This window comes from Candidatus Pantoea bituminis (assembly GCF_018842675.1).
Lineage (GTDB): Bacteria > Pseudomonadota > Gammaproteobacteria > Enterobacterales > Enterobacteriaceae > Pantoea > Pantoea phytostimulans.
In genome coordinates this window covers 3834373-3860073 of the sequence record NZ_JAGTWO010000004.1, presented here as the reverse complement: position 1 = coordinate 3860073, position 25701 = coordinate 3834373, and the positions used below count along the sequence as shown (strand labels likewise).

Annotated in this window: 22 protein-coding genes and 2 pseudogenes; 16 read left to right on the top strand and 8 right to left on the bottom strand. The window is 52.4% G+C overall.

Annotation, left to right across the window (positions count from 1 at the left end; genetic code table 11):
- Window positions 1-34 precede the first annotated feature (34 nt).
- The 11 genes and pseudogenes from atpG (at window position 35) to KQP84_RS21780 (ending at window position 12331) form a co-directional block, all read left to right on the top strand.
- Window positions 35-901, top strand: coding sequence for a F0F1 ATP synthase subunit gamma (gene atpG / locus KQP84_RS21830; protein WP_215848100.1), 867 nt, complete (start codon window positions 35-37; stop codon window positions 899-901).
- A 30-nt stretch (window positions 902-931) separates the two neighbouring features.
- Window positions 932-2329: a F0F1 ATP synthase subunit beta gene (atpD, locus tag KQP84_RS21825; RefSeq protein WP_215848099.1), complete on the top strand. Its 1398-nt coding sequence runs from the start codon at window positions 932-934 to the stop codon at window positions 2327-2329.
- 24 nt (window positions 2330-2353) lie between these two features.
- A complete protein-coding gene (locus tag KQP84_RS21820) occupies window positions 2354-2773 on the top strand; it encodes a F0F1 ATP synthase subunit epsilon (protein WP_215848098.1) in 420 nt (139 codons plus the stop codon).
- Between the two features lie 162 nt (window positions 2774-2935).
- Window positions 2936-4306: a bifunctional UDP-N-acetylglucosamine diphosphorylase/glucosamine-1-phosphate N-acetyltransferase GlmU gene (gene glmU, locus KQP84_RS21815; protein ID WP_215848097.1), complete on the top strand. Its 1371-nt coding sequence runs from the start codon at window positions 2936-2938 to the stop codon at window positions 4304-4306.
- Between the two features lie 145 nt (window positions 4307-4451).
- Window positions 4452-6281 carry a glutamine--fructose-6-phosphate transaminase (isomerizing) gene (gene glmS, locus KQP84_RS21810; protein WP_215848096.1) on the top strand — a complete coding sequence of 610 codons (1830 nt, stop codon included), beginning with the start codon at window positions 4452-4454 and terminating at the stop codon, window positions 6279-6281.
- A gap of 165 nt (window positions 6282-6446) precedes the next feature.
- The gene (gene pstS / locus KQP84_RS21805) at window positions 6447-7490 is read left to right on the top strand and encodes a phosphate ABC transporter substrate-binding protein PstS (RefSeq protein ID WP_215848095.1); all 1044 of its coding nucleotides are present in this window, start codon (window positions 6447-6449) and stop codon (window positions 7488-7490) included.
- An 87-nt stretch (window positions 7491-7577) separates the two neighbouring features.
- Window positions 7578-8540: a phosphate ABC transporter permease PstC gene (gene pstC, locus KQP84_RS21800; RefSeq protein WP_215848094.1), complete on the top strand. Its 963-nt coding sequence runs from the start codon at window positions 7578-7580 to the stop codon at window positions 8538-8540.
- Window positions 8537-9427, top strand: coding sequence for a phosphate ABC transporter permease PstA (gene pstA / locus KQP84_RS21795; protein WP_215848093.1), 891 nt, complete (start codon window positions 8537-8539; stop codon window positions 9425-9427). Before pstC ends, pstA begins: the two co-directional genes overlap by 4 nt.
- 44 nt (window positions 9428-9471) lie before the next feature.
- Complete coding sequence (pstB, locus tag KQP84_RS21790; protein ID WP_215848092.1) at window positions 9472-10245, top strand: phosphate ABC transporter ATP-binding protein PstB; 774 nt, start codon at window positions 9472-9474, stop codon at window positions 10243-10245.
- 17 nt (window positions 10246-10262) lie between these two features.
- Complete coding sequence (gene phoU, locus KQP84_RS21785; RefSeq protein ID WP_215848091.1) at window positions 10263-10997, top strand: phosphate signaling complex protein PhoU; 735 nt, start codon at window positions 10263-10265, stop codon at window positions 10995-10997.
- A 96-nt stretch (window positions 10998-11093) separates the two neighbouring features.
- A pseudogene (locus tag KQP84_RS21780) lies at window positions 11094-12331 on the top strand (MFS transporter).
- Window positions 12332-12413: 82 nt separating this feature from the next.
- Here KQP84_RS21780 and xylB read toward each other — a convergent pair.
- Window positions 12414-13856: a xylulokinase gene (gene xylB, locus KQP84_RS21775; protein ID WP_215848090.1), complete on the bottom strand. Its 1443-nt coding sequence runs from the start codon at window positions 13854-13856 to the stop codon at window positions 12414-12416.
- A gap of 790 nt (window positions 13857-14646) precedes the next feature.
- Between xylB and KQP84_RS21770 the strand changes: the two are divergent.
- A pseudogene (locus KQP84_RS21770) lies at window positions 14647-16093 on the top strand (sugar porter family MFS transporter).
- 46 nt (window positions 16094-16139) lie between these two features.
- Here KQP84_RS21770 and KQP84_RS21765 read toward each other — a convergent pair.
- The 7 genes from KQP84_RS21765 to KQP84_RS21740 all read right to left on the bottom strand — a co-directional run bounded on the left by KQP84_RS21765 (window position 16140) and on the right by KQP84_RS21740 (window position 21969).
- Window positions 16140-17273: an ROK family protein gene (locus KQP84_RS21765; RefSeq protein ID WP_215848089.1), complete on the bottom strand. Its 1134-nt coding sequence runs from the start codon at window positions 17271-17273 to the stop codon at window positions 16140-16142.
- Between the two features lie 128 nt (window positions 17274-17401).
- A complete protein-coding gene (locus KQP84_RS25605; protein ID WP_252515330.1) occupies window positions 17402-18067 on the bottom strand; it encodes a sodium:solute symporter family transporter in 666 nt (221 codons plus the stop codon).
- Window positions 18068-18093: 26 nt separating this feature from the next.
- On the bottom strand, window positions 18094-18924 hold the full coding sequence (locus tag KQP84_RS25600) for a sodium:solute symporter family transporter (RefSeq protein WP_252515329.1): 831 nt from the start codon (window positions 18922-18924) through the stop codon (window positions 18094-18096).
- Window positions 18925-19108: 184 nt separating this feature from the next.
- Window positions 19109-19849, bottom strand: coding sequence for a replicative helicase loader DnaC (gene dnaC, locus KQP84_RS21755; RefSeq protein ID WP_215848088.1), 741 nt, complete (start codon window positions 19847-19849; stop codon window positions 19109-19111).
- Window positions 19849-20385, bottom strand: coding sequence for a primosomal protein DnaT (gene dnaT, locus KQP84_RS21750; RefSeq protein WP_215848087.1), 537 nt, complete (start codon window positions 20383-20385; stop codon window positions 19849-19851). The genes dnaC and dnaT overlap by 1 nt, the downstream gene beginning before the upstream one ends.
- Window positions 20386-20498: 113 nt before the next feature.
- Complete coding sequence (locus KQP84_RS21745) at window positions 20499-21182, bottom strand: hypothetical protein (protein WP_243079805.1); 684 nt, start codon at window positions 21180-21182, stop codon at window positions 20499-20501.
- A gap of 76 nt (window positions 21183-21258) precedes the next feature.
- A complete protein-coding gene (locus tag KQP84_RS21740; protein WP_215848086.1) occupies window positions 21259-21969 on the bottom strand; it encodes an autotransporter domain-containing protein in 711 nt (236 codons plus the stop codon).
- 139 nt (window positions 21970-22108) lie between these two features.
- Between KQP84_RS21740 and KQP84_RS21735 the strand changes: the two genes are divergently transcribed.
- The 4 genes from KQP84_RS21735 (at window position 22109) to KQP84_RS21720 (ending at window position 25690) form a co-directional block, all read left to right on the top strand.
- Window positions 22109-22669: a DNA-3-methyladenine glycosylase I gene (locus tag KQP84_RS21735; RefSeq protein ID WP_215848085.1), complete on the top strand. Its 561-nt coding sequence runs from the start codon at window positions 22109-22111 to the stop codon at window positions 22667-22669.
- A gap of 116 nt (window positions 22670-22785) precedes the next feature.
- A complete protein-coding gene (locus KQP84_RS21730; RefSeq protein WP_215848084.1) occupies window positions 22786-23448 on the top strand; it encodes an OmpA family lipoprotein in 663 nt (220 codons plus the stop codon).
- Window positions 23449-23610: 162 nt separating this feature from the next.
- Window positions 23611-24600 (top strand): LacI family DNA-binding transcriptional regulator, encoded by a 990-nt coding sequence (locus KQP84_RS21725; RefSeq protein ID WP_215848083.1) that lies wholly within the window; start codon window positions 23611-23613, stop codon window positions 24598-24600.
- Window positions 24601-24664: 64 nt separating this feature from the next.
- Entirely contained in the window at window positions 24665-25690 is a 1026-nt protein-coding gene (locus KQP84_RS21720) for a LacI family DNA-binding transcriptional regulator (protein WP_215848082.1), read from the top strand.
- Window positions 25691-25701 lie beyond the last annotated feature (11 nt).

Genomic DNA, 25701 nt, shown 5'->3' with positions numbered 1-25701 from the left:
AAAAGGCAAGCCGCAAGGCTTTGAGGAGAAGCTAATGGCCGGCGCAAAAGAGATACGTAGTAAGATCGGAAGCGTAAAAAATACGCAGAAGATCACCAAAGCGATGGAAATGGTCGCCGCCTCCAAAATGCGTAAAACGCAGGAACGCATGGCAGCCAGCCGTCCGTATGCAGACACCATGCGCAAAGTGATTGGTCACCTTGCGTTAGGTAATCTGGAATACAAGCACCCTTACCTGCAAGAGCGTGACGTCAAGCGCGTCGGCTACCTGGTCGTTTCAACTGACCGCGGGCTTTGTGGTGGTTTGAACATTAACCTGTTCAAAAAATTGCTGGCAGAGATGAAATCCTGGTCTGATAAAGGCGTGCAGAGCGATCTGGCGATTATCGGTTCCAAAGGGATGTCATTCTTCGGCTCTGTAGGTGGCAACATCGTGGCGCAAGTCAGCGGCATGGGAGATAAACCTTCCCTGTCAGAACTGATTGGCCCAGTAAAAGTGATGTTGCAGGCTTATGATGAAGGCCGCATCGACAAGCTGTATATCGTCAGCAACAAGTTTAATAACACCATGTCTCAGACTCCGACCATTACCCAACTGCTGCCGTTACCGCCAGCGGAAGGTGAAGCAGAGATGAAGGCGAAGACCTGGGATTACCTGTACGAACCCGATCCGAAAGCGCTGCTGGATACCCTGCTGCGTCGTTATGTCGAATCGCAGGTGTATCAGGGTGTGGTGGAAAATCTGGCCAGTGAGCAGGCCGCACGTATGGTAGCGATGAAAGCCGCAACCGATAACGGCGGAAATCTGATCAAAGAGCTGCAGTTGGTATACAACAAAGCTCGTCAGGCCAGCATCACCCAGGAACTTACCGAGATCGTCTCGGGGGCCTCCGCGGTTTAACCAGGTTTGGAATTAGGTAGAGGATTCAAGATGGCAACTGGAAAGATTGTCCAGATTATCGGCGCCGTTGTTGACGTCGAATTCCCTCAGGACGCGGTACCAAAAGTGTACAGCGCCCTCGAGGTTCAGAATGGTGATGCTCGTCTGGTGCTGGAAGTACAGCAGCAGCTGGGCGGCGGCGTAGTACGTACCATCGCAATGGGTACGTCTGACGGTCTGAAGCGTGGTCTGGCAGTTAACGACCTGCAGAAACCGATTCAGGTTCCCGTCGGTAAAGCGACCCTGGGCCGTATCATGAACGTGCTGGGCGAGCCAATCGACATGAAAGGCGAGCTGAAAGAAGAAGACGGCAGTGCAGTAGAGATCGCCTCTATTCACCGCGCAGCACCTTCTTATGAAGATCAGTCAAACTCGCAGGAATTGCTGGAAACCGGCATCAAGGTTATCGACCTGATGTGTCCGTTCGCTAAGGGCGGTAAAGTCGGTCTGTTCGGTGGTGCGGGTGTAGGTAAAACCGTAAACATGATGGAGCTGATCCGTAACATCGCGGCTGAGCACTCAGGTTATTCGGTATTTGCTGGTGTGGGTGAGCGTACTCGTGAGGGTAACGACTTCTACCACGAAATGACTGACTCCAACGTTATCGATAAAGTTGCACTGGTGTATGGCCAGATGAACGAGCCGCCGGGTAACCGTCTGCGCGTTGCACTGACCGGTCTGACCATGGCGGAAAAATTCCGTGATGAAGGCCGCGACGTTCTGCTGTTCATCGACAACATCTATCGTTATACCCTGGCCGGTACGGAAGTATCTGCTCTGTTGGGTCGTATGCCATCTGCGGTAGGTTATCAGCCAACGCTGGCAGAAGAGATGGGTGTGTTGCAGGAGCGTATTACCTCCACCAAGACCGGTTCAATCACCTCTGTTCAGGCCGTTTACGTTCCTGCGGATGACTTGACTGACCCGTCTCCAGCGACCACCTTCGCCCACTTAGACTCAACCGTAACGCTGAGCCGTCAGATCGCTTCTCTGGGTATCTACCCAGCAGTTGATCCGCTGGACTCTACCAGCCGTCAGCTGGATCCGTTGGTTGTTGGTCAGGAGCACTACGATGTTGCTCGTGGCGTGCAGTCACTGCTGCAGCGTTATCAAGAACTGAAAGACATCATCGCCATCCTTGGTATGGACGAGCTGTCTGAAGAAGACAAACTGCTGGTGGCACGTGCGCGTAAGATTCAGCGCTTCCTGTCTCAGCCGTTCTTCGTGGCCGAGGTATTTACCGGTTCACCGGGCAAATACGTTTCGCTGAAAGACACCATCCGTGGCTTTAAAGGCATCATGGACGGTGAATTCGACCACCTGCCAGAGCAGGCTTTCTACATGGTCGGTTCTATCGACGAAGCGGTAGAAAAAGCGAAGAAACTGTAATAACGGTTTCCCGGGAGGAAAGATATGGCTATGACTTATCACCTGGATGTTGTCAGCGCAGAGCAGCAGTTATTCTCTGGTCTGGTACAGAAAATCCAGGTGTCAGGTAGCGAAGGTGAGCTGGGGATTTTTCCTGGTCACGCCCCGCTTCTGACTGCCATTAAGCCTGGAATGATCCGTATCGTGAAACAGCACGGCGAAGAGGAGTTTATTTACCTCTCTGGCGGCGTGCTGGAAGTGCAGCCGGGTAGCAGCACCGTTCTGGCCGATACCGCAATTCGCGGTACCGATCTGGACGAAGCGCGTGCTCTGGAAGCAAAACGTAAAGCAGAAGAGCACATCAACAGCAGCCACGGCGACGTGGATTATGCTCAAGCCTCTGCCGAGCTGGCGAAAGCCATTGCTAAACTGCGCGTGATCGAGCTGACCAAAAAAGCGATGTAATCCGGCTTTATGCGTCACGAAATGCCAGCCCTTTGGGCTGGCATTTTTTTTGTCTAAAAGCCATGAAGCAAGAGCCTACCTAATTTCGGCCCGAGAAAAATGTAGTAATCTCAACCCTAAACCGTTTAACTTTCCGCAGTCAAAAATTCAGTCAGGATGATTATGTCTATTAGCGCGATGAGTGTGGTGATCCTTGCCGCTGGCAAGGGCACACGTATGTATTCCGATGTGCCAAAAGTTTTACATACTTTGGCAGGTAAGCCGATGGTTCAGCATGTGATTGACGCCGCCAAAGGTCTTGGTGCGCAGCATGTTCATCTGGTTTATGGGCACGGCGGCGATCGACTCAAAGCAACATTAACCGACAGTGCCTTGAACTGGGTATTACAGGCTGAGCAATTAGGCACTGGCCATGCAATGCAGCAGGCAGCGCCATTTTTTGCCGACGATGAAGACATTCTGATGCTGTACGGAGACGTTCCTCTTATATCAGAGGCCACGTTACAGCGTTTACGTGATGCGAAACCACAAGGTGGTATCGGATTACTCACAGTGGTGCTAGATAATCCAAGCGGATATGGTCGCATTGTACGTGAGAATGAAACAATCGTTGGAATTATTGAACAAAAAGACGCCACACCTACACAACTCTCTATTAATGAAATCAACACTGGCATCCTGATCGCCAATGGCGGTGATTTAAAACGCTGGTTGGCACAGCTCACCAACAACAATGCGCAGGGTGAATATTACATCACTGACATTATTGCGTTAGCGCACCAGGAAGGCCGACTGATCAATGCGGTGCATCCGGCACGCATCAGCGAAACGGATGGCGTGAATAACCGTCTGCAACTCGCAACCCTGGAACGCACCTATCAAGCTGAACAAGCGGAGAAGCTGCTGTTGGCTGGGGTTATGCTGCGCGATCCGGCGCGCTTTGATCTGCGCGGTACGCTGGCACACGGTCGCGATATCGAAATCGATACTAACGTCATTATTGAAGGTCAGGTGACGTTGGGCCATCGCGTTAAAATCGGCGCGGGCTGCATCATTAAAAACAGTGTGATTGGCGATGATTGCGAAATCAGCCCCTATTCGGTGATCGAAGATGCGAATCTCGCTCAGGAATGTACGGTGGGTCCTTTCGCTCGCCTGCGTCCCGGCAGCGAGCTGGCGCAAGCCGCGCACGTTGGCAACTTTGTCGAAATGAAAAAAGCGCGCTTGGGCAAAGGCTCTAAAGCAGGACACCTTTCTTATCTGGGCGATGCTGAGATTGGCGCTAATGTAAACATTGGCGCAGGTACCATCACTTGTAATTACGATGGCGCGAATAAGTCTAAAACCATTATCGGTGATGACGTCTTTGTTGGTTCGGATACGCAACTGGTCGCACCGGTAACGGTGGCTGCGGGGGCGACAATCGCGGCAGGTACCACGGTAATGAAAGATGTCACTGGCGCTGAGCTGGTCTATAACCGTAAAGAACAGAATCACAAAGCGGGATGGCAACGTCCGCAGAAGGAAAAATAAATTTTTTACGGCTCGCCTTGAGCGAGCCGCTGCACGTCCAAAACTATAATCCCCACTCTCTACAAGGCTCGGGGAACCGGCAAAGCCGGAAATCAGGTCGTATGACAACGAAAATGGCGAAGAGCCATGAAGTCAGGAAACTATTATGTGTGGAATTGTTGGTGCAGTAGCACAACGCGATATCGCAGAAATTCTGTTAGAGGGTCTGCGTCGTCTTGAGTATCGCGGGTATGACTCGGCAGGTTTGGCCGTGGTGGATCGCCAAGGGCACGTCACGCGCCTGCGTCGTTTAGGAAAAGTACACAAACTGGCTGAAGCCGCAGAACAGCAGCCGCTAATCGGGGGTACCGGGATTGCTCACACGCGTTGGGCAACGCACGGTGAACCCTCAGAGGCCAATGCGCATCCGCATATTTCAGAGCACATCATCATCGTGCACAACGGCATTATTGAGAACCATGAACCGCTGCGTGAATTGCTGATCGGTCGCGGTTATCACTTTGCCTCAGAAACCGACACCGAAGTGGTGGCGCATCTGGTGCATTGGGAGCAGAAGCAGGGCGGATCGCTGCGTGAAGTGGTATTGCGTGTCATTCCTCAGCTGCGTGGTGCGTATGGCATGGTAATCATGGACAGCCGCGATCCCTCGCTGCTGGTGGCGGCTCGTTCGGGCAGTCCGCTGGTGATTGGACGTGGCGTGGGCGAAAACTTTATCGCCTCCGATCAGCTGGCGCTGCTGCCGGTAACGCGTCGCTTCATCTACCTGGAAGAGGGCGATATCGCTGAAGTGACTCGCCGCGACGTGACTATTCTTGATCGTGCAGGCCAGCAGGTCACGCGTGCAGAAATTGAATCGAACGTGCAATACGATGCGGGTGACAAAGGCATCTATCGCCACTATATGCAGAAAGAGATTTACGAGCAGCCAATGGCGATCAAAAACACCTTAACCGGTCGTTTTAGCCACGGAGAAGTTGATCTCAGCGAATTGGGCCCACAAGCCGAAACATTGCTGAGCCAGGTTGATCATATCCAGATTATTGCCTGCGGCACGTCATACAACTCGGGGATGGTGTCGCGCTACTGGTTTGAGTCGCTGGCTAATATTCCTTGTGATGTGGAAATCGCCTCTGAATTTCGCTATCGCAAATCGGCGGTGCGCAAAAATAGCCTGCTGATCACTTTGTCACAGTCGGGTGAAACTGCCGACACGCTGGCCGCGCTGCGCCTGTCTAAAGAGCTGGGCTATCTCGGTTCGTTGGCGGTGTGCAACGTAGCGGGTTCATCGCTGGTGCGTGAATCTGATTTAGCGTTAATGACCAAAGCGGGCACTGAAATCGGTGTGGCATCGACCAAAGCGTTTACTACCCAGCTCGCTGTGTTGCTGATGCTGGTGGCAAAGCTGGGTCGCCTGAATGGCATGTCTGTTGAGACTGAACATGAAATTGTGCACGGTCTACAAGCGCTGCCAAGCCGCATTGAACAGATGCTGGCGCAGGATAAACTGATCGAAAACCTGGCTGAAGGTTTCTCTGATAAACATCATGCGCTGTTCCTTGGCCGTGGCGATCAATACCCGATCGCGATGGAAGGGGCGCTGAAATTGAAAGAGATCTCCTATATTCATGCAGAAGCCTATGCGGCAGGTGAACTGAAACATGGCCCGCTGGCACTGATTGATGCGGATATGCCTGTGATTGTGGTCGCGCCGAACAATGAGCTGCTGGAAAAACTGAAGTCGAACATAGAGGAAGTTCGCGCACGCGGCGGTTTGCTGTATGTGTTTGCCGATCAAGATGCCGGTTTCAGCGACAGCGAAGGAATGAAGATCATTCCATTGCCGCATGTGGAAGAGGTGATTGCGCCAATCTTCTACACCGTGCCGCTCCAACTGCTCTCTTATCACGTCGCGCTGATCAAAGGCACCGACGTCGACCAACCGCGTAACCTGGCAAAATCGGTTACGGTGGAATAAAAAACGGGCCCCGATGTGGGCCTGCTTCATTTCTGCACGCTGTCATATAACTGTCATATTTCGTACATTTCACTGTAACCAAACTGTCCTATTTTCCCTCCAGCAGCAATCACAAAATCTTACTAAAACGGCTTTGAGCCTGAGATTAACTCCCCTGGAGGGAACATGACACTGATGCGTAGCACCGTAGCCCGAATCCTCGCCGCCACCTTCGCCGTAAGCGCGGTCTCTGCTTATGCAGCCACCGATCTGACGGGCGCAGGCGGGACGTTCCCGGCGCCGGTTTATGCCAAGTGGGCAGCAGAATATCAGCAAGCCACAGGTAGCAAAATCAACTATCAGGGTATTGGTTCTTCGGGTGGCGTGAAACAAATTATCGCCAAGACCGTGGATTTTGGTGCGTCAGATGCGCCAATGAAAGATGAAGATCTGCAAAAAAATGGCCTGTTCCAGTTTCCAACCGTGATCGGTGGTGTAGTGCTGGCGGTTAACCTGCCGGGCATCAAATCGGGCGAACTGACGCTGGATGGCAAAACCGTCGGCGACATCTATCTGGGCACCATTAAAAAGTGGAACGATCCGGCGATTACCAAGCTGAACCCAGGCGTCAAACTGCCAGAAACTAACATCAACGTGGTTCGCCGCGCTGACGGTTCCGGCACCTCATTCGTTTTCACCAGCTACCTGGCGAAAGTGAACGAAGAATGGAACAGCAAAATTGGTAAAGGCAACACCGTTAACTGGCCGACTGGTTTAGGCGGAAAAGGTAACGATGGCGTGGCGGCGTTTGTACAGCGTCTGCCTGGTTCAATTGGTTACGTTGAATATGCCTATGCCAAACAGAACAACCTGACGTACACCAAGCTGATGGATGCCGATGGCAAAGCGGTTGCACCAAGCGAAACCAGCTTCAGCAATGCCGCGAAAGGCGCAGACTGGAGCAAATCTTTTGCCCAGGATCTGACGTTCCAGAAAGGCGACGACGCCTGGCCAATCTCTTCGACCACGTTCATTTTGCTGTACAAGGATCAGGCTAACGCTGACAAAGGTAGCGAAGTGCTGAAGTTCTTCGATTGGGCCTACAAAAATGGTGATAAAACCGCCACCAGCCTGGATTACGCCACCTTGCCAGACAGCGTGACTGAACAAATTCGCTCTGCCTGGAAAGCCAATATCAAAGACAGTTCTGGCAAAGCGCTTTACCAGTAAGTGAATGACCCTGATCGGACATCTGTTCGTTCAGACCTCATGGGCGGCGTTGAGCCGCCCTGATAACCTCTGAAGACTGAGACTTCTATGGCTGCAACGAAGCCGGCATTCAAAGCTCCAGGCAAGCAAGGCGACAAGATTTTCGGCGCGCTGGTAAAACTCTCCGCGATCATTGTGCTGTTGCTGATGGGCGGCATTATTGTCTCCCTGATTATCTCCTCCTGGCCAAGCATTCAGAAATTTGGTTTCTCATTTTTATGGACCAAAACCTGGGATGCGCCTAACGAACAATTTGGTGCGCTGGTACCGATCTACGGCACTATCGTTACCTCTGTCATCGCCTTGGTCATTGCGGTACCGGTGAGTTTTGGTATTGCGCTGTTCCTGACTGAACTCTCTCCGAACTGGTTACGTCGCCCGCTCGGTACTGCCATCGAATTGCTGGCAGCCATTCCAAGTATCGTTTACGGCATGTGGGGCCTGTTTGTTTTCGCTCCGCTGTTTGCCGAGTACTTTCAGACGCCGGTGGGTGAAGTGCTGTCAGGCATTCCAATTGTTGGCGAGCTGTTTAGCGGCCCAGCTTTCGGTATTGGTATCCTCGCGGCAGGCGTGATCCTCGCCATCATGATCATCCCTTACATCGCCTCGGTGATGCGTGATGTGTTTGAGCAAACCCCGGTGATGATGAAAGAGTCTGCTTACGGCATCGGTTGCACCACTTGGGAAGTGATCTGGCGCATCGTGCTGCCGTTCACCAAAAACGGTGTGATTGGCGGCATCATGTTGGGGCTGGGCCGCGCCCTCGGTGAAACCATGGCAGTGACCTTTATCATCGGGAACACCTACCAACTCGACAGTGCCTCGTTGTTTATGCCGGGTAACAGCATTACCTCGGCGTTGGCGAATGAGTTCGCGGAGGCAGAGTCCGGCGTTCACGTTGCCGCACTGATGGAGCTGGGTCTGATCCTGTTTGTGATCACGTTTATCGTTTTGGCGATTTCTAAATTGATGATTTTACGCCTGGCGAAAAGTGAAGGAGCGCGTTCATGACAACAATTGAATTGCAGGCGCGCACTGAGCTTGAGCAGTCACGCCGTAAGATGCAGTCCTGGCGCAGTACAAAAAACAAGATTGCGCTGACGCTGTCGCTACTGACCATGGTTTTTGGCCTGTTCTGGCTGGTATGGATTCTCTATACCACCGTTTCACGCGGGCTGGATGGTTTGTCGTGGGAACTGTTTACCGAATCCACGCCGCCACCGAATACGGCAGGCGGCGGTTTAGCCAATGCTTTAGCGGGCAGCGGCCTGCTGATTTTCTGGTCGACCTTTTTCGGTACGCCGCTGGGCATCATGGCGGGCGTTTACCTGGCTGAATATGGGCGTAAACACTGGTTGGCGGAAGTGATTCGTTTCATCAACGACATTCTGCTGTCAGCGCCGTCGATTGTGGTCGGCCTGTTTGTCTACACCATCGTGGTGGCGCAGATGCAGCACTTCTCCGGTTGGGCTGGTGTGATTGCATTGGCACTGTTACAGGTTCCGATCGTGATCCGTACTACGGAAAACATGCTGCGATTGGTTCCCGATACCATGCGAGAAGCGGCTTACGCGCTGGGTACGCCAAAATGGAAGATGATCTCAGCTATCACGCTAAAAGCCTCGGTGTCGGGCATTATCACCGGTGTGCTGCTGGCCATCGCGCGTATCGCCGGTGAAACTGCTCCGCTGTTATTTACTGCGCTGTCGAACCAGTTCTGGAGCACCGACATGATGCAGCCGCTGGCTAACTTGCCGGTCACCATTTTTAAATTCGCTATGAGCCCATTTGCCGAATGGCAGAGCCTGGCCTGGGCTGGCGTACTGATTATTACCTTGTGCGTGCTGCTATTGAATATCTTAGCGCGTGTGATTTTCGCCAAAGGTAAACACGGTTAACTTCCGGTGCTGCCCTGCGCGGCACCGTTTAAGAGAGACGAACAATGCGTAACGCGACTTCATCTGCCGATAAAATTCAGGTCCGTAATCTGAACTTCTATTACGGCAAGTTTCACGCGCTGAAAAATATTAATCTGGATATTGCTAAAAATCAGGTTACGGCGTTTATCGGCCCGTCGGGCTGCGGCAAATCCACTTTGCTGCGCACCTTCAATAAAATGTATTCGCTCTACCCTGAACAGCGTGCTGAAGGGGACATCCTGCTGGATGGCGATAACATTTTGGCCACGCATCAGGATATCGCGCTGTTACGCGCTCGCGTGGGCATGGTATTTCAAAAGCCAACCCCGTTCCCGATGTCGATTTATGACAACATTGCCTTTGGCGTGCGTCTGTTTGAGAAGCTGTCGCGAGCTGACATGGACGAGCGCGTGCAATGGGCGCTGACCAAAGCAGCGCTGTGGAATGAAACCAAAGACAAGCTGCATCAGAGCGGTTACAGTCTTTCCGGCGGTCAGCAGCAGCGCCTGTGCATTGCTCGCGGCATCGCCATTCGCCCGGAAGTTCTGCTGTTAGATGAGCCTTGTTCCGCGCTCGACCCGATCTCCACCGGGCGCATTGAAGAGCTAATTACCGAGCTGAAACAGGATTACACCGTGGTGATTGTTACCCACAACATGCAGCAGGCGGCGCGTTGTTCCGACCACACCGCATTTATGTATCTGGGCGAACTTATTGAATTCAGCGATACCGACACGCTGTTCACTAAGCCTGCGCAGAAACAAACTGAAGATTACATTACTGGCCGCTACGGCTGATTTGTCAGGAGATTGCCATGGACAATTTGAATCTGAATAAACATATCTCCGGGCAGTTCAATGCGGAGCTGGAACACATTCGTACCCAAGTGATGATCATGGGCGGCATGGTCGAGCAGCAGCTGACGGATGCGATTACCGCGATGCACAATCTGGACGGCGAGCTGGCACAGCGCGTCATCGACGGTGACCAAAAGGTCAACATGATGGAAGTGGAGATTGATGAAGCCTGCGTGCGCATCATCGCCAAACGTCAGCCAACCGCCATCGATCTGCGCTTGGTGATGGCGATCATCAAAACGATTTCTGAGCTGGAGCGCATCGGTGATGTGGCTGAGAAAATCAGCCGCACTGCGCTGGAAAAGTTTGGTCAACAACATATGCCGCTGTTGGTGAGCCTGGAATCATTGGGCCGCCACACGGTACAGATGCTGCATGATGTGCTGGATGCCTTTGCGCGTATGGATCTTAACGAAGCGATTGAAATCTATCGTGAAGATAAGAAAGTCGATAAAGAGTACGAAGGCATTGTACGTCAGTTAATGACTTACATGATGGAAGATCCGCGCACTATCCCAAGCGTATTGACCGCCCTGTTCTGCGCCCGCGCTATTGAACGCATCGGGGACCGCTGTCAGAACATCTGTGAAATCATCTTCTACTTCGTTAAAGGTCAGGATTTCCGCCATGTTGGCGGTGACCGGTTAGATGAACTGCTTTCCGGTGACGACGGCAGCAATAAACCTTCCTGATGTGATTTAATCCGTGCGTTGTTCTGACGCACGGGTTTCCTGTTGCCCCCTCACTCCTTTATACTTGCGGCACTTTCCCCTTTTAGGTGCCAATTGATGTCTTCTTCTCCCCACTCCAGGCAGAGCGCCACGCCTGCTAAAGCCATGCTGGCTGCCGTTAGTGGTTACGCCATGGACGGATTTGATCTGCTGATCCTTGGTTTTATGTTGCCCGCCATTAGCGTGTCACTGGCGCTTGATCCGTCACAAGCGGGGTCGTTGGTGACCTGGACATTGATCGGCGCAGTTATCGGCGGCATTGTGTTTGGCAATCTCAGCGATCGCTTTGGCCGCATTCGTATGCTGACCATCACCATCTTGGTTTTTTCGGTGTTTACCGGCCTGTGCGCAGTCGCGCAAGGTTACTGGGATTTGTTGGCTTATCGCACGCTGGCTGGCGTGGGATTAGGGGCGAATTCGGTATCGGCATGGCGTTAATTGCTGAAGCCTGGCCTGAAGAGAAGCGCAATCGCGCATCAGCGTGGGTGGGCATCGGTTGGCAGCTTGGCGTATTGCTGGCTGCGTTTATCACGCCACCGTTATTGAGCGTGATCGGCTGGCGCGGTATGTTCCTGGTTGGTTTGCTGCCTGCGATTGTTTCCTTTGCCATTCGCCGCAGCATGGGCGAACCGGAAGGTTACACGCAGCAGGTAAAGCACGTTCCTTCCTTGTCTTTTATGGCGCGACTCAAACTGTTGGTTCGCGATCGTGATACCACAAAAGCCAGCCTCGGCATCTTCATTCTTTGCTCAGTACAGAACTTCGGTTATTACGGTTTGATGATCTGGATGCCAAGCTATCTCTCCTCCAACTTTGGCTTTAGCCTGACCAAATCGGGCTTGTGGACGGCAGTTACCGTGGTCGGCATGACATTTGGTATTTGGCTGTTTGGCGTGTTGGCGGATCGCTTTGCGCGCTGGAAGATTTTTTTGCTGTATCAGTTTGGTGCGGTGGCGATGGTCATCATCTATGCGCAACTGCGCGATCCCACCGTGATGCTGTTTACCGGTGCGCTGATGGGCATGTTTGTGAATGGCATGATTGGCGGCTATGGCGCGCTGATTTCTGACACCTTCCCACCACAGGCGCGCGCCACAGCGCAGAACGTATTGTTCAACCTCGGACGCGGCGTTGGCGGCTTTGGCCCAGTAGTGATCGGCCTGTTGGCGAGTAAGTTTTCTTTCGTCGCAGCGATTACCTTGCTGGCGCTGATTTATCTGCTGGATATCCTCGCCACGCTATTTTTACTGCCGAAAAAGCAGAGCAAGGAAGATGCGCTAGGCGCAATTGGTTAAGTTTGGCTAGGCGCGCTGGCCCCATCCCGGCCTTCCCCACAAAGCGGGGGAAGGCGATGTTGCTCCATCAGTGGCTTCTTCCTCACGCCATTAAAGGCTGTAACTGCTGATATAACCGGCTAAACGTCTCGCGCATTGGCTGATAACGGGCAAAGCGTTCCGCATCAGGCTGATGGCGCTGAGCCAGCACCAATGTAGAGGCCTTAGCATCAGGATCGACCGCCAACTGCGCCAAACGTGCTGCGCCCAATGCAGGCCCCACGTCGCCGCCGTGACAATAATCCAGCGTTTGTCCGCTGATATCTGCCAACATTTGCCGCCACATTGCGCTGCGTGCGCCACCGCCGATCAGCATAATACTCTCTGGCGTGACGCCACAGTCATGCACGGCATCCATGCCTTGCGCTAACGCGAACCCCACGCCTTCCAACACGGCACGCGCGAGTTCAGCCCGACCATGCTGGTGGGTGAAACCAAAGAAACAGCCTTTAGCTTCAGGATTGTTATGCGGCGTGCGCTCGCCAGAAAGATAAGGCAAAAACCACAGCGGTGACACATCCGTTTTGGCCTGTTCCGCTTCGTTTAATAATTGCGAAACGTCTTCACAACCGGTTAGCGCGGCGGCCCAATCGAGACATGACGCCGCACTCAAGATCACCGACATCAAATGCCAGCGCTGCGGCAATGCATGACAAAAGCTATGTACCGCCCGTTCGGGATTACTGAGATAGCCGTCGCTCACGACGAAATAGACGCCGGATGTGCCCAGCGACAACATGCCTTGCCCCGGCTCCGCCATGCCCACGCCTATCGCACCGGCGGCATTATCACCACCGCCCGCAGCCAGCGGCACCGCGTTCATCTTCCAGCGCGTCGCGAGTTCAGCATTCAGCGTACCGGTGATCGCATTTCCTTCAAAAAGGCGCGGCATCTGCTCACGCGTCAGATTACAGGCATGAAGCATTTCATCGCTCCAGTCGCGTTGCGCCACATCCAGCCACATCGTGCCCGACGCGTCGGAAAGGTCGGTGGCGAAATCGCCACTCAAACGCCAGCGCAGATAATCCTTTGGCAGCAGCACTTTAGAGACCTGGCGAAAAATATCTGGTTCATGCTGCTGTACCCAAAGTAGCTTTGGCGCGGTAAAGCCTGCCATCATCAGGTTACCGGTGATGTGACGTGAATTCGGCACTCTCTCTTCCAGCTCACGACACTGTTCAGCGCTGCGACCGTCATTCCATAAAATGGCCGGACGCAACACGCGAAACTCCTTATCCAGCAACGTTGCACCGTGCATTTGTCCACTCAGCCCTATCGCTTTAACGTCGCGCAGAGGGTGATCTTTGCTCAGCGCCTGCATTGCACTGTCTAGCGCTTGCCACCACGCTTCAGGATCTTGCTCGCTCCACAGCGGTTTAGGCCGGGATACGCTGAGTTTTTCCGTTTGACTGGCCAGCACGTTGCTGTGCGCGTCGACTAACACCACCTTGATACCCGACGTGCCGAGATCAATGCCAATGAACATGACCTGCTCCTATTGCGTGGAATGATGACGCGCTCAGTATCTACTGGAATGGCGTAGGCAGGTTGAAACGGTGTGAAGAAATTGATCAAGGTCGCATGCGCGAGCTTAAGCGATGTGATTAACCCCGCCGCAGTCTTGTCGGCAATCTGGCGAATGCTATCCCCAGCGGCCTTATCGTAAAGACAGATCGTCGTCTCCGGTGAGGTGGCTGGATTTTAAATCTGGTTGGGACCACCAGCGTTCCTGGGCAGGTTCGGCTGCTGTTAAGCAATGCACAGCGCCAACGCTTCCAACCCTCTCTTTTTATCTCTCTCCATAATGGAAAAATAATTTCATATTTTTTGGGGAGAAATCAATTCCCGTCTTAATTTCTGTTCTTTTTCGCTACAGGTTTTTGAGCTGAACGTCATGAAGCAGTCAAAGCTTGTTTCTTATCTTTATGATTTATCTAAATAAAAATTTTCATCAAGCATACTGGCTTAGTTTTCTGCAAAGTAAGCGTGTTACTTTCTCAGGGATTAATCATTTGTAATCACTGATAGTTTTCTCTTTTTTGGTTTTACCTGTTTATCGTACTGTTCCTAAAGGCAAAAATTGATAGTTTCCCATCTTTATTATCGCGAAATATTCCAACCTCGCTCACACTTTTGGAAAAATTAATCCAAATTGATCGATTTAGAAAATATATTTCATGTGTGCTTTCACTCTGAAGCCGCTAAACCCGAAGACAATAACGACTCCTCTTTCTGAACTGGATACGTTCAGGCAGTAGAGAACAGGAGCTTGAAAGATGGATACCCGGCAAAAACGCTACAACATGAAATACGTCATGCTCTGTTGTACGGTCGCTGCATTTGGCGGCCTGCTGATGGGATATGACTCGTCGATTATTTCCGGTGCAATCGAGCCGCTAAGTGAATATTTTCAGTTATCACCGGCTGAAACCGGCTGGGCCGTGTCAAATATTCTGCTCGGTAGCCTGGTGGGCTGCTTCATTGCGCCAAAACTCAGCGATAAATTTGGCCGAAAAAATCCCTCGCGATCACCGCGCTGCTGTTTACCGCCTCGGTGGTTGGCACCGCCATCGCGCACAACTTCGTTACCTTTGTCGCTTTCCGCATTCTCGGCGGCCTGGCGATTGGTCTGGCGTCGGTGATTTCTCCCATTTACCTTGCTGAGCTGTCACCTTCAAAGTTTCGTGGTCGCACTACCGCGTTATATGCCGTGTGCTGCGTCGGTGGGCAATCAGTGGTTTTGCTGACCAACTACTTCATCAATAAATCGATGCTGCCAGAAATGATGATTGATATCGGCTGGCGCTACATTCTGGCGACCGCATTAGTGCCCTGTGCGCTGTTTGTCTTCTTTATCGCTTTCATTCCTGAATCCCCTCGCTGGAACGTTCTGAAGGGAAAAGATAAAGAGGCGCTGGATACGCTAAGCAAAATCTCTAATCGCGATCACGCAGAAAGCGTTTTGCAGGAGATTAAAAGCTCGTTCTCCACAGAGGCCGCGAGTCAGCACAAAGCCCGCTTCCGCCTGAATAAAACCACCGTGCCGTTGTTGATTATCGGTATTGGATTAGCGGTGGGTAACCAGATCAGCGGCATTAATGTTATTCAATATTTCGGTCCTACCTTGTTGAAAAATGTCGCAAGCAGCACCGATTCCGCGCTGTTACAAACTTTCTGGCTCTCGGTTTGTCAGTTTGTGGGTGTGCTGATTGGCATGTCATTAATTGATAAAATGGGACGTCGCAAGCTTTTGCTGATGGGGGCCATCACTTCTGCCATCTTCCTGGCGTACACCTTTGTCGCGTTTTATTACCGTTTGCCTGGCTTGCTGGCTGTGGTGGGTTTATTCGCTTACATGGTGTTCTTTGGCATCACGTGGGGACAAGTTGTCTGGACGGTGCTGGGTGAACTTTTCCCAACTGAAATTCGCGCTATCTGCGTGGGCATTTCAATCTGCGCAATGTCGATGGCAAACTTCATCATCAGTACCACGTTCCCGATTATGAACAGTAACCCTTACCTGGTTGAAGTCTTCCATGGTGGCTTCCCGCTGCTGCTGTTCGCAATCTTCTCGGTGGGCATGTATTTCTTCACCTTCCGTTATTTACCTGAAACGGCGGGCGTGCCGCTGGAAAAATCCATGCGCGCGTGTTGGAGAAATTTAATGTTGAGGCTGAGGAAGGCGTTCTGGTGAATGAACCGGCTAATCAGTCGCGTTCATAAGATAAAAGGGCAGCGAAAGCTGCCCTTTCTCTGAAAAATGAATGGATTAACTGACTCGCTGCTCATACTGCTCAAGCACAGCTAGCGCCAATCCATTTGCCGGGTTAAGCCGGGTTTGCAGAAAATGCAGATCGGTATGTTGATAGGTAAAAGCCAATGCGCTGGACTCTGCCACGCCGCTGACTGCCTCGCAAAACCCGAGATGTGCACTCCATGGGCAATCAATCACGATGCTGGCCGGATTAAGCAGCAGCATGATTTGACTCAGCGCCTTACCCAGAAAACTTCCCGCCTGCATCATCACTTCATTCACAATTTTTGGGGCGCTTTCTCGATTTTGCCAGGTTAAGCCCGGCTGACGTTGAGCCAGCTGTTGTTTTATCGCCGGTTGGCTAATCAGAGCTTCCAGGCAACCTTGTCGGCCACAGCTGCAACGGGGACCGTTTGGCTGTACGGTTAAATGGCCCGCTTCTCCCGCCGTCCAGCTATTGCCGGTAAAGACCTCACCATCCTGCACTAACGCACCGCCAATACCTTCCGAAATGCGCAGATAGAAGTGGCTGCTTTCTGTCGTCAGCGCAAGTTGCTGCACAGAGAGCAGCGCTGCCGCTTTCACGTTATTCATGACGCGGATAGGCATACGGACATGTTTGCGCAGAGAGGTGAGCAGATCGACATCCTGCCAGCCGAGATGGGTAGAAAGGTGCATCCAGCCGCGTTGCGGATCGACAATGCCGGGGAAGCCCAGCCCGATGCCCAATAAGTCGGGGAATTTATCGCTGATCTCACGACAAACCATTGCCAGTTCAGCCAGCAGTTTGGTGGGATTACTGGTGTCAGTGCGTAGCGTTTCTTCAGCAAGTACCTGTGAAAAATAGTCACAGACGCGCCAGTGAATGGTATTACGCTCTACCATCACGCCAGCACTTTTTAACTTTTCCGGGCGCAGCGTGATTTCAATCTTTGGTCGTCCTGCGGTCGCCACGCTGACCGGGCCTAACTCCTCGATAAGATCCTGTTCCAACAGGTCATCAATGATCAACGAAACCGTGTTTTTACTGAGCGACAGGGTTTGGGCGAGATCCTGGCGTGACGTTACGCGCATCCTGCGCAGTTGCGTCATCACCCGCTTTTGGTTATTTAGCCGCAATAATGCTGGCCCTTTGCCACTGGCTTTCATGACGCATTCACTCAACAGAAGAGAAGAGTTTCAGTGTATCAGCGTCTGTGCATTCGTCACCCCACACTTTTATGCCCTGTTTCACACAACGCCCAATAACCGGCGGCGATCGCTGTGGCATTACACAATTAACGCTCTGGCGAAACGGAGCTTTCCTGTGGCCAGCGCGATTTTTCCGGCATGCCCTGATCGCTATTAAGTGCGTGGAGAAGTGCATCAACTTGTGGATCAACGGGTGAGCGCCGCATCCAGCCCATTACGGTGAACAGCACCAGTGAAGAGAGCACGGGCGCGGCAACCTGCGTGGCGGTACTAACATCGTTCAATACAAACTTCACGTAGAAAAAGGTCGTAACGCCAATGGCCCAACTCGTGAGCGCCGCCGCGCTGCCGCTGCGCCGAAACCACGGAAGCAAACCGAGCAGCATAGGGATAGAAATGGGGCCGACCAGGCCACCAAACCAGATAATCAGTAGCGATAAAACGCCGCCAAAGTGGCTGGCATTTATCGCGATAATCAACGTCAGAATAATGAACAGAAACGCGGTGAGACGCGCCACCAGCAAAGAGCTTTTACCGCGCTGGAAAAGGTTCGGCATCATGCCGGGCAGAATATCGCGAGTAACAACGGCGGTGATGGCATTGGCATCAGACGAGGTCATTGAGAGCGTATGTGTAAACATAGCGACCAACACCAGGCCGACTAAGCCATTGGGCAGCAATTCCATTGCCATCAGTGAATAAGCACGCGACGGATCGGCAAGATCAGGATAGAGCAGTGGAGCAGCCCACATCGGCCAGAACAGCACCAGCGGCCAGATCAGGAAAAGCGCGGATGAAAGCAGGGCGGCTTTACGCGCTTCGCGACCCCAGAAGCAGCAATAAACCGCTGCGCCAAATTCCAGGTGCCGCCGTTGTAGCTCAGCGTGTAAATAATGAAATAGGCAAAAATAAACCCCAGCGTGTAGGGTTCCTGCACGATTTGCGTGTGACCGACTGGCAAATGATCCCAGATGGACAATAAAGCATGAAAACCGCCCAAATGCAGGGCAACGGCGATGAGCATGACAATCGCCGCCACAAACTGCACGATGAACTGACCAAAATCGTTGCAGGCATCAGCCCACAATCCGCCCATTACGGTATAAAACAGGCTCAAAGCGCCAGAAAGACAAATTCCGATGATCGGATCAATACCGGTAAATACGTTGATGATGATTGCGATAGCTGCCCATTTGGCGCCGACATCAAAGGTTTTCAGCAGTACGCCGCTCCACGCCAGCACCATCTGCGTTGGCAAATTGTAGCGCGTGACGAGATATTCCATTGGCGATTCAATATTCATGTGGATGCGCAAACGCGCCCAACGTGGCGCAAACACCCGTGAGCCAATGAATACTGCGATGGAGATGGGCAAAGCCCACCAGAAATAGAGCGTGATGCCCATGTTATAGGCAACGGCGGCATAGGCGACAAAGACGGCGGCGCTGTAACCAGACATATGATGCGAGACGCCAGAAAGCCACCATGGCATTTTGCCGCCAGCGGTAAAAAAGTCGCGCGTGCTGCCCACTTTCCGCATCGCCCATAGCGTAATGAGTACGATCATCAGGGCATACAGCGCCATTACCGCATAATCAAGCACGTTCATCGCAGATTCCAGAAGGGCTGCCCAACGAACACAGCAGCGTCGTCGGCATTAAGGGATTTATCTCTGGTCAGGATAACAGCGTCCTGGCACGGTTATTGGAAATGGAAGGTGATGCTGTCTGCCCGCTGCACTTTAAAACGGCAGCGGCTGAAATAAAACTGCCCGACGAAGCGGGCAGTAAGATTTAATATTCGTCGCCGCGAACCCGGCTGCGATAGCTTTCCCAGTCGAAGCGCACCCAAAGGCTGTTGCCCAGGCGCATGCGATCCATCACCCTTTCTCCCAGCAAAGTATTCATACCTGCGTGGTCGAGATTGGACAACATACCGGTAGGACGTTTTGATGAGGATCGACGATCAACAATCTGATTAATAATCACTTTTTCGTAACGTGATTCGCTTTGCATTCCAATTTCATCGATCACCAGCAGATCGACGCTGCTGAGATCCTGAATCAGCCGCTCTTCGGTGATATCGCTGGTGCCGCTAAACGTGCCTTTCATGCTGGACATCAGATCGGCGACCGTAACGATTAACACACTTCTACCGCGTAAAATTAAATCGTTACCAATGGCTGCGGCTAAATGGTTTTTACCTGTGCCAGGACGGCCGGAAAAAACAAAGCTGGCGATACTGCCGTCAAACTCTGCGCAATATTGTCGCGCCAGTTCGAGCGCTTTGCGCTGGCCTTCATTCTCAACGCGATAGTTATCGAATGAGCAGTTCATATGCAGTTCGCGAATGCCGGAGCGGCCCATGATGCGCTGCATTTTCATCGCGCGGTTTTCGCGCACAATGGCTTCAGAACGCAAGCGGCCTTGCTCCTGATTCCATGCCAGCAGATCTTCACCGCTGGTGAATTTAGGTTGGGTGCCGGCAGGCATCATTTTTTTCAGACGGCTAAAGAGATCGGTCGGCGTTTTCATTACTCACCTCGGAAACCATCGGGAATAGTACGGTCGGGATTGGGCAACTGCGTAATGTCACGCTTAGGCTGCCCGCCGTTAGCGGCGCGATTCATCTGTATACTACGCGCCAGCTTTTGCTGCCACTGAACATGATGGAATAATCGGCCTTCTGCTTGCCAATAGGCGACAAATGCAGCCAGCTCCGAGGCGGTCACCGATTCGCTGAGTGCGACGCCCCAAATGGCGGCTTGGCGTGAAAAATCAGCGTCCGGTTGCCAGCCATCGTACATGGCAAACTTGCCGACCGGCGTATGAATCGCGGCGGGCGCATCGTTAAACAGGCTGTCATCCAGCGCCACGTCATTGGGTTGCTGTATGGCGGCTTCCAGCGCTAAGAGCTGCGCCAAACGCTCCGGCGTGATGGCGTACATCACCGGCGCATAATCTTCTAACACCGCCAGCGTGCCTTTGTCAGCCTGTTGAAGGGCGTTAAGTGGATCCTGACGGAAAGCATCCAGGCCAATAAGCGTTGACGTTAAGATTTTGACTGACATGAAGAGACCTGACGTTAGCAAACACGTTGCGCCGGAGAGATGACCTGTCCGACGCAGAAGTGCATATTGTACCTTTTTTAACGCGCAGAATCGCTCAAAAAGCGCTGAGGCGTTTAGGACGACGTGATGGGCGTCGCTTTGCTGCGATGAGAAGCCATGGGTTTTAAGACTGGCTCGCTAACTGCGGCTGTTACCGGGCGGGTTTGCCATAAATAACGTACCGACGCCAGCGTGCACAAACTGTATCCCAGCAATTCGGTGCCTTCTTCCGCCATATTTTTTACTACGCGGTTGTAGCCATCCATCATCATGTGTTCCCACAAATAATGCGTACCAAACAGGCGTGAAAACACCAGCACGACTAAAAAGCCGCTCGCCATTACCGGCCAACTGCGATTTTGCAGCAGATTCGCCAGACCTTGCAGAGTACGTTTCGGTGAGCGAATCGCAACGGCAAGGCAACCAGCCGTCACGGCCAGCGAAAACCATACCCAGCTCCCGTGATGAATAATGTCAAACAGGAAATCGAGTTCGCGAATCAGCATACAGCTGTAAAAGCCGCCGATCAGGGTTAAAGCGCCACGCTGCTCAGGGCGTTGGTACGCCGCAGCAAAGAACAGCACGGCCACAATGGCCAGTAACGCTTCCTGGGTGGTTTCCGTTAAGGAGGTTTCATGCAGCGCATCATTCATCCAGGCAACGTCGATATAGATCGGCGCCACCATCAAAATAAGGAAAAGTGCTGCAAATATAAAAACGGCCATTTCACGGCCAATAATTGTCAAATTTTCACGCATAGTGTTACCAGTATTATGATTAGCGCGCTCATTATATTTTATTCAGCACGCGCGCCTTCTCATTTTATGCCGCACCTTAAAAGCTGGCGCTTACACCCAGACTATAAATGAACTGTTCACCGGTATTCAGCGCATCGGTTTGAGAAAAAGAGGCGAAAGCCGCCAGATTATTATTAAGCGGCATATGCGCCCCGACGCTGACGTCTACCCAATTCTCCTGACGATTGTTGGGATCGTCTTCAGCACGGTAATTAAGATTCTCCTCCACGAGCTGATGACTGTAACTGAGCTGAGCCCAAGGCGTAATCCAGCCTAACTTTGAATCGACGCGCCAGCCGACACTCGCCACCTGATCGTGATTAGGCCGCTCACTGAAATCACATTGTGGGCAAGTGAGCGGGCGCTGATCAACAGCATATTGCGCCACCGGACCGGTCGTAAACGAGTGATTGATTGGCAAATCCCAGCCTGCACTAAAACGGGTGCCAAGCGGCGTTGCCCCAACACTGCCGGGTTCGCTACGCAATGCCATTGGGATCGATGCCGGCGCATTGAGTGCTGCATCCCATAATCCTTGCTGCTCGTCGGTAAACTCCAATGGAGTGCGAGAGATTTTTTCCGCCAAAATGGTGTTGTAGTCGGGAGGGATGACCGTAGAACTTTGATTGTCATGCAGGGCAAAGTCGCCACCCCATGCAAAGGCAGGTTGAATGATCGCTAAAAGCAACGCACTACAAAAAAGCCGCACTGGATAGTGCTGGCCTGTACACGGACTTTTCTGCAACATGAATTCTCCAGGCGAGGCTGAAGGAATGATCGGGCGCTTTGATTAAAGGATCGTTATTGCGCCTGTCGTTTAACTATTAACCGATTGTCCCTAAGATCAAGGGTCTCGATAAAATTTTCATACAACCAGGATTACTACGATGCAACGATGTGGCTGGGTAACACAGGATCCGCTCTATCTGGCGTACCACGATAAAGAGTGGGGAATCGCGCAAACTGACAAAAAAATGCTGTTTGAAATGTTGTGTCTGGAAGGGCAGCAAGCGGGATTGTCATGGATTACCGTGCTAAAAAAGCGCGAAAATTATCGGGAAGCTTTTGGTCAGTTTGATCCGCAAATCGTGGCCTTAATGAATGAGGATGATATCGAGCAACTGCTGCTAAACAGCGGCATCATTCGCCATCGCGGCAAGATTTCAGCCATTATTACCAACGCGCGTGCTTATCTGGCAATGGAAGCAAAGGGTGAAGATTTTGCCCGTTTCGTCTGGGAATTTGTTGATAATGCGCCAATTGTTCATCATCACGCCGATTACCGCTTAGCGCCTACCACGTCAGAGCAGGCTATTGCGCTCTCCAAAGCCTTAAAAGCGCGTGGTTTTAAATTCATCGGCCCGACAATCTGTTATTCATTTATGCAGGCTTGCGGGCTGATTAACGATCATCAAACGACCTGTTTCTGCCATCCCGATAACCTTTAGCGGCCATTGTTTACAAAATAAGACTTTCCCTCACGCCTTTACTCATCATTCCACGGCATAATCGATCCGTTTTAGAGGAGACATTTCTCCACTGTGAAGAGTGTAAAGGAACGAAAATGCAGAAAAATTTATTAGCGATTACCTTGTTACTGAGCGGCAGCCTGGCCCTGTCAGGCTGTACTACCAATCCTTATACCGGCGAATCTCAGGCGGGTAAATCGGGCATGGGTGCTGGCCTCGGTGCACTGGTTGGCGCGGGCGTAGGCGTGCTTTCATCATCGAAGAAAGATCGTGGTAAAGGCGCGTTGATTGGCGCTGCGGGTGGCGCAGCCTTGGGTGGCGGTGTCGGTTATTACATGGATGTACAGGAAGCCAAACTGCGCGACAAGATGCGCGGTACGGGCGTCAGCGTGACGCGTCAGGGTGATAACATCATGCTTAACATGCCAAACAATGTCACCTTTGATTCCAACAGCAGCAGCCTGAAAGCGGCGGGAACCAATACGCTGTCTGGCGTGGCAATGGTCCTGAAAGAGTATCCAAAAACAGCTGTTAACGTAGTGGGTTATACCGACAGTACCGGCACGCGTGCGCTGAATATGCGTTTATCGCAGCAGCGCGCTGAAAGCGTAGCCAGCACGTTGATTGGACAGGGCGTCGCGAATAATCGTTTACGTACTCAAGGTGCGGGACCTGACAATCCTATCGCCAGCAACAGCACGGAAGACGGAAAAGCCCAGAACCGTCGTGTAGAGATTACGTTGACGCCGCTTGGTTAATTGTGTCGCCCTCTTAACCGGGGGCACACCGTTAATGTTCACCTCATTTTCAGACAACTTTGAGTAAAAAGTGCGCAATAAGTTCCAGTTAGGTGCCGATACATAGAGCCAGGTTAAACTTTATGCTAGCGTGATCAAAATCCGAACTGTGAGTAACGCATCATGTCGCTTAAAGCCATTGCTTCCCTATTAGGTCTTTCAGTGACAACCGTAAGCCGTGCTTTGAATGGTTACGAGGATGTGGCGCAGGAAACGCGTCAGCGCGTGGAAGAGGAAGCTCGCCGACGCGGCTATCGCCCTAATGCGGCGGCTCGTCACCTGAAAACAGGCCGGGCTAATGCGGTGGGTTTAGTGTATCCGGTCAGCGCGCCGCCATTGAGTGATGGCTTCTTCAGCGAGATATTACTGACGCTGGATCAGTGCCTTTCCCGCCATGAAATTGACTTACTCCTGCTCGCCAATAAGCCAAAAGAAAGCCAACCTACCTTAACGCGTATGCTGCGAAGCCGTGCGGTAGACGCCATTATCGTGACTCACACCACGCCGCAAGATCCGCGCTTACTGCAACTGCAACAAAAGGGCTTTAACTTTTTAGCCATGGGGCGCAGCGATTTACCACAAACCTATGCCTGGTTTGATGTGGATAACTACGCCGGTTCGCAGCTGGCGGTAAATCATTGCCTGAAAAATAATCTGCAACAGATTGCCTGGCTTGGCGGCAACGAACCCTGCACGTTTGTGCGCGACAGGCGTCAGGGTTATTTGGATGCTCTGGGCCAGATTCCACCGTTTGCTATGGCTGCGGTTGCGCCTTCGCGGCGATGCGGCTATCAGCAAACCTGCGCCTGGCTGGCGCAAGGCAAGCTGCCACAGGCCATCATTACCGATTGCAGTCCACTTGCGGAAGGCGCGGCGATGGCGCTCCAGCAAGCGGGCCGTTTGCTGGGCGACAATGCCGTCACGTTGATTGCCTGGGATGGTCTGCCGCGTGATGCGATTCTCGATCAGCCGATTATTGCTATCCGGCAGGCCTCGAACAAGGAAATCGGTGAACGGGTCGCGGAGATGGTTTTATCCCTGCTTGATGGTGCGCCATTAAACCAGTTACAAACCCTCTGGCAGCCGTGGCTACAGTTGCAGGCCCACGCATAACGGTTTTTGCGACCGGCTTCGGCTGTGCTAGTCTCTGCCTGATTCTTACTTAGCAGGGTATTTCATGAAAACCAGGCCGCCTCGCGCCACTATCAGCGATGTTGCTCACGCGGCACGAACCGGAAAAACCAGCGTTTCTCGCTATCTGAACGGTGAACAACATCTCCTTTCTGTGGATCTCAAGGCCCGCATTGAGCAGGCTATTGCTGACCTGAGCTACAGCCCAAGTCAGATGGCGCGCGGCCTAAAACGTGGCCGAACCCGGCTAATTGGTTTGATCATCGCCGATATCACCAATCCCTACTCTGTGGACGTGATGTGCGGCATTGAAGCGGCCTGTCGTGAATGTGGCTTTACCTTGCTGATGTGTAACACCAATAACGAAGTGGATCTGGAGCAGCATTATTTGCAATTGCTCAGCAGTTATCAGGTGGAAGGCATTGTGGTCAACGCCGTTGGGATGCGTGAAGAAGTATTGAGTCGCCTGCAACAATCTTTGCTGCCGATGGTCCTGATTGACCGTAAAATTCCTGACTTTGCGTGTGATGTGGTTGGGCTGAATAATGCCGAAGCTGCTGAAACGGCGACGCGTCATTTGGTGGATAACGGTTATGACGCCTTGCTGTTTCTCAGCGAACCGCTAGGCAGCGTCAATACGCGTCGCGAGCGTTTGCAGGCATTTCGAAAAGTGCTCGCTGATTACCCGCATATACAGCATGAAAACGCTGAAGTGCCGCTGCATCAGCCCGCTGAAATGGATGCAGCCCTGAATGCTTTCTACCAGCGTCATGCGGGCAAGCGCAGTGCGGTGATGGCGGCTAACGGCGCGTTAACCCTGCAAGTCGCGCGTGCTCTGCAACGCATTAATCTGCGTTGGGGCGATGAGATTGGTCTACTCGGTTTTGATGAACTGGAATGGGCCGCTTTAGCGGGTGTCGGCATCACGACCTTGAAACAGCCGACCTGGCAGATTGGTTATGCAGCGCTGGAGCGCTTAATCGCCCGTATTCAAAGCAACGATCTGCCGATCGTTGAACAGGTTTTTCCCGGTGAACTGATTATCCGCGGTTCCAGCCAGCGTTTGCCCTAATTTTTAAGACT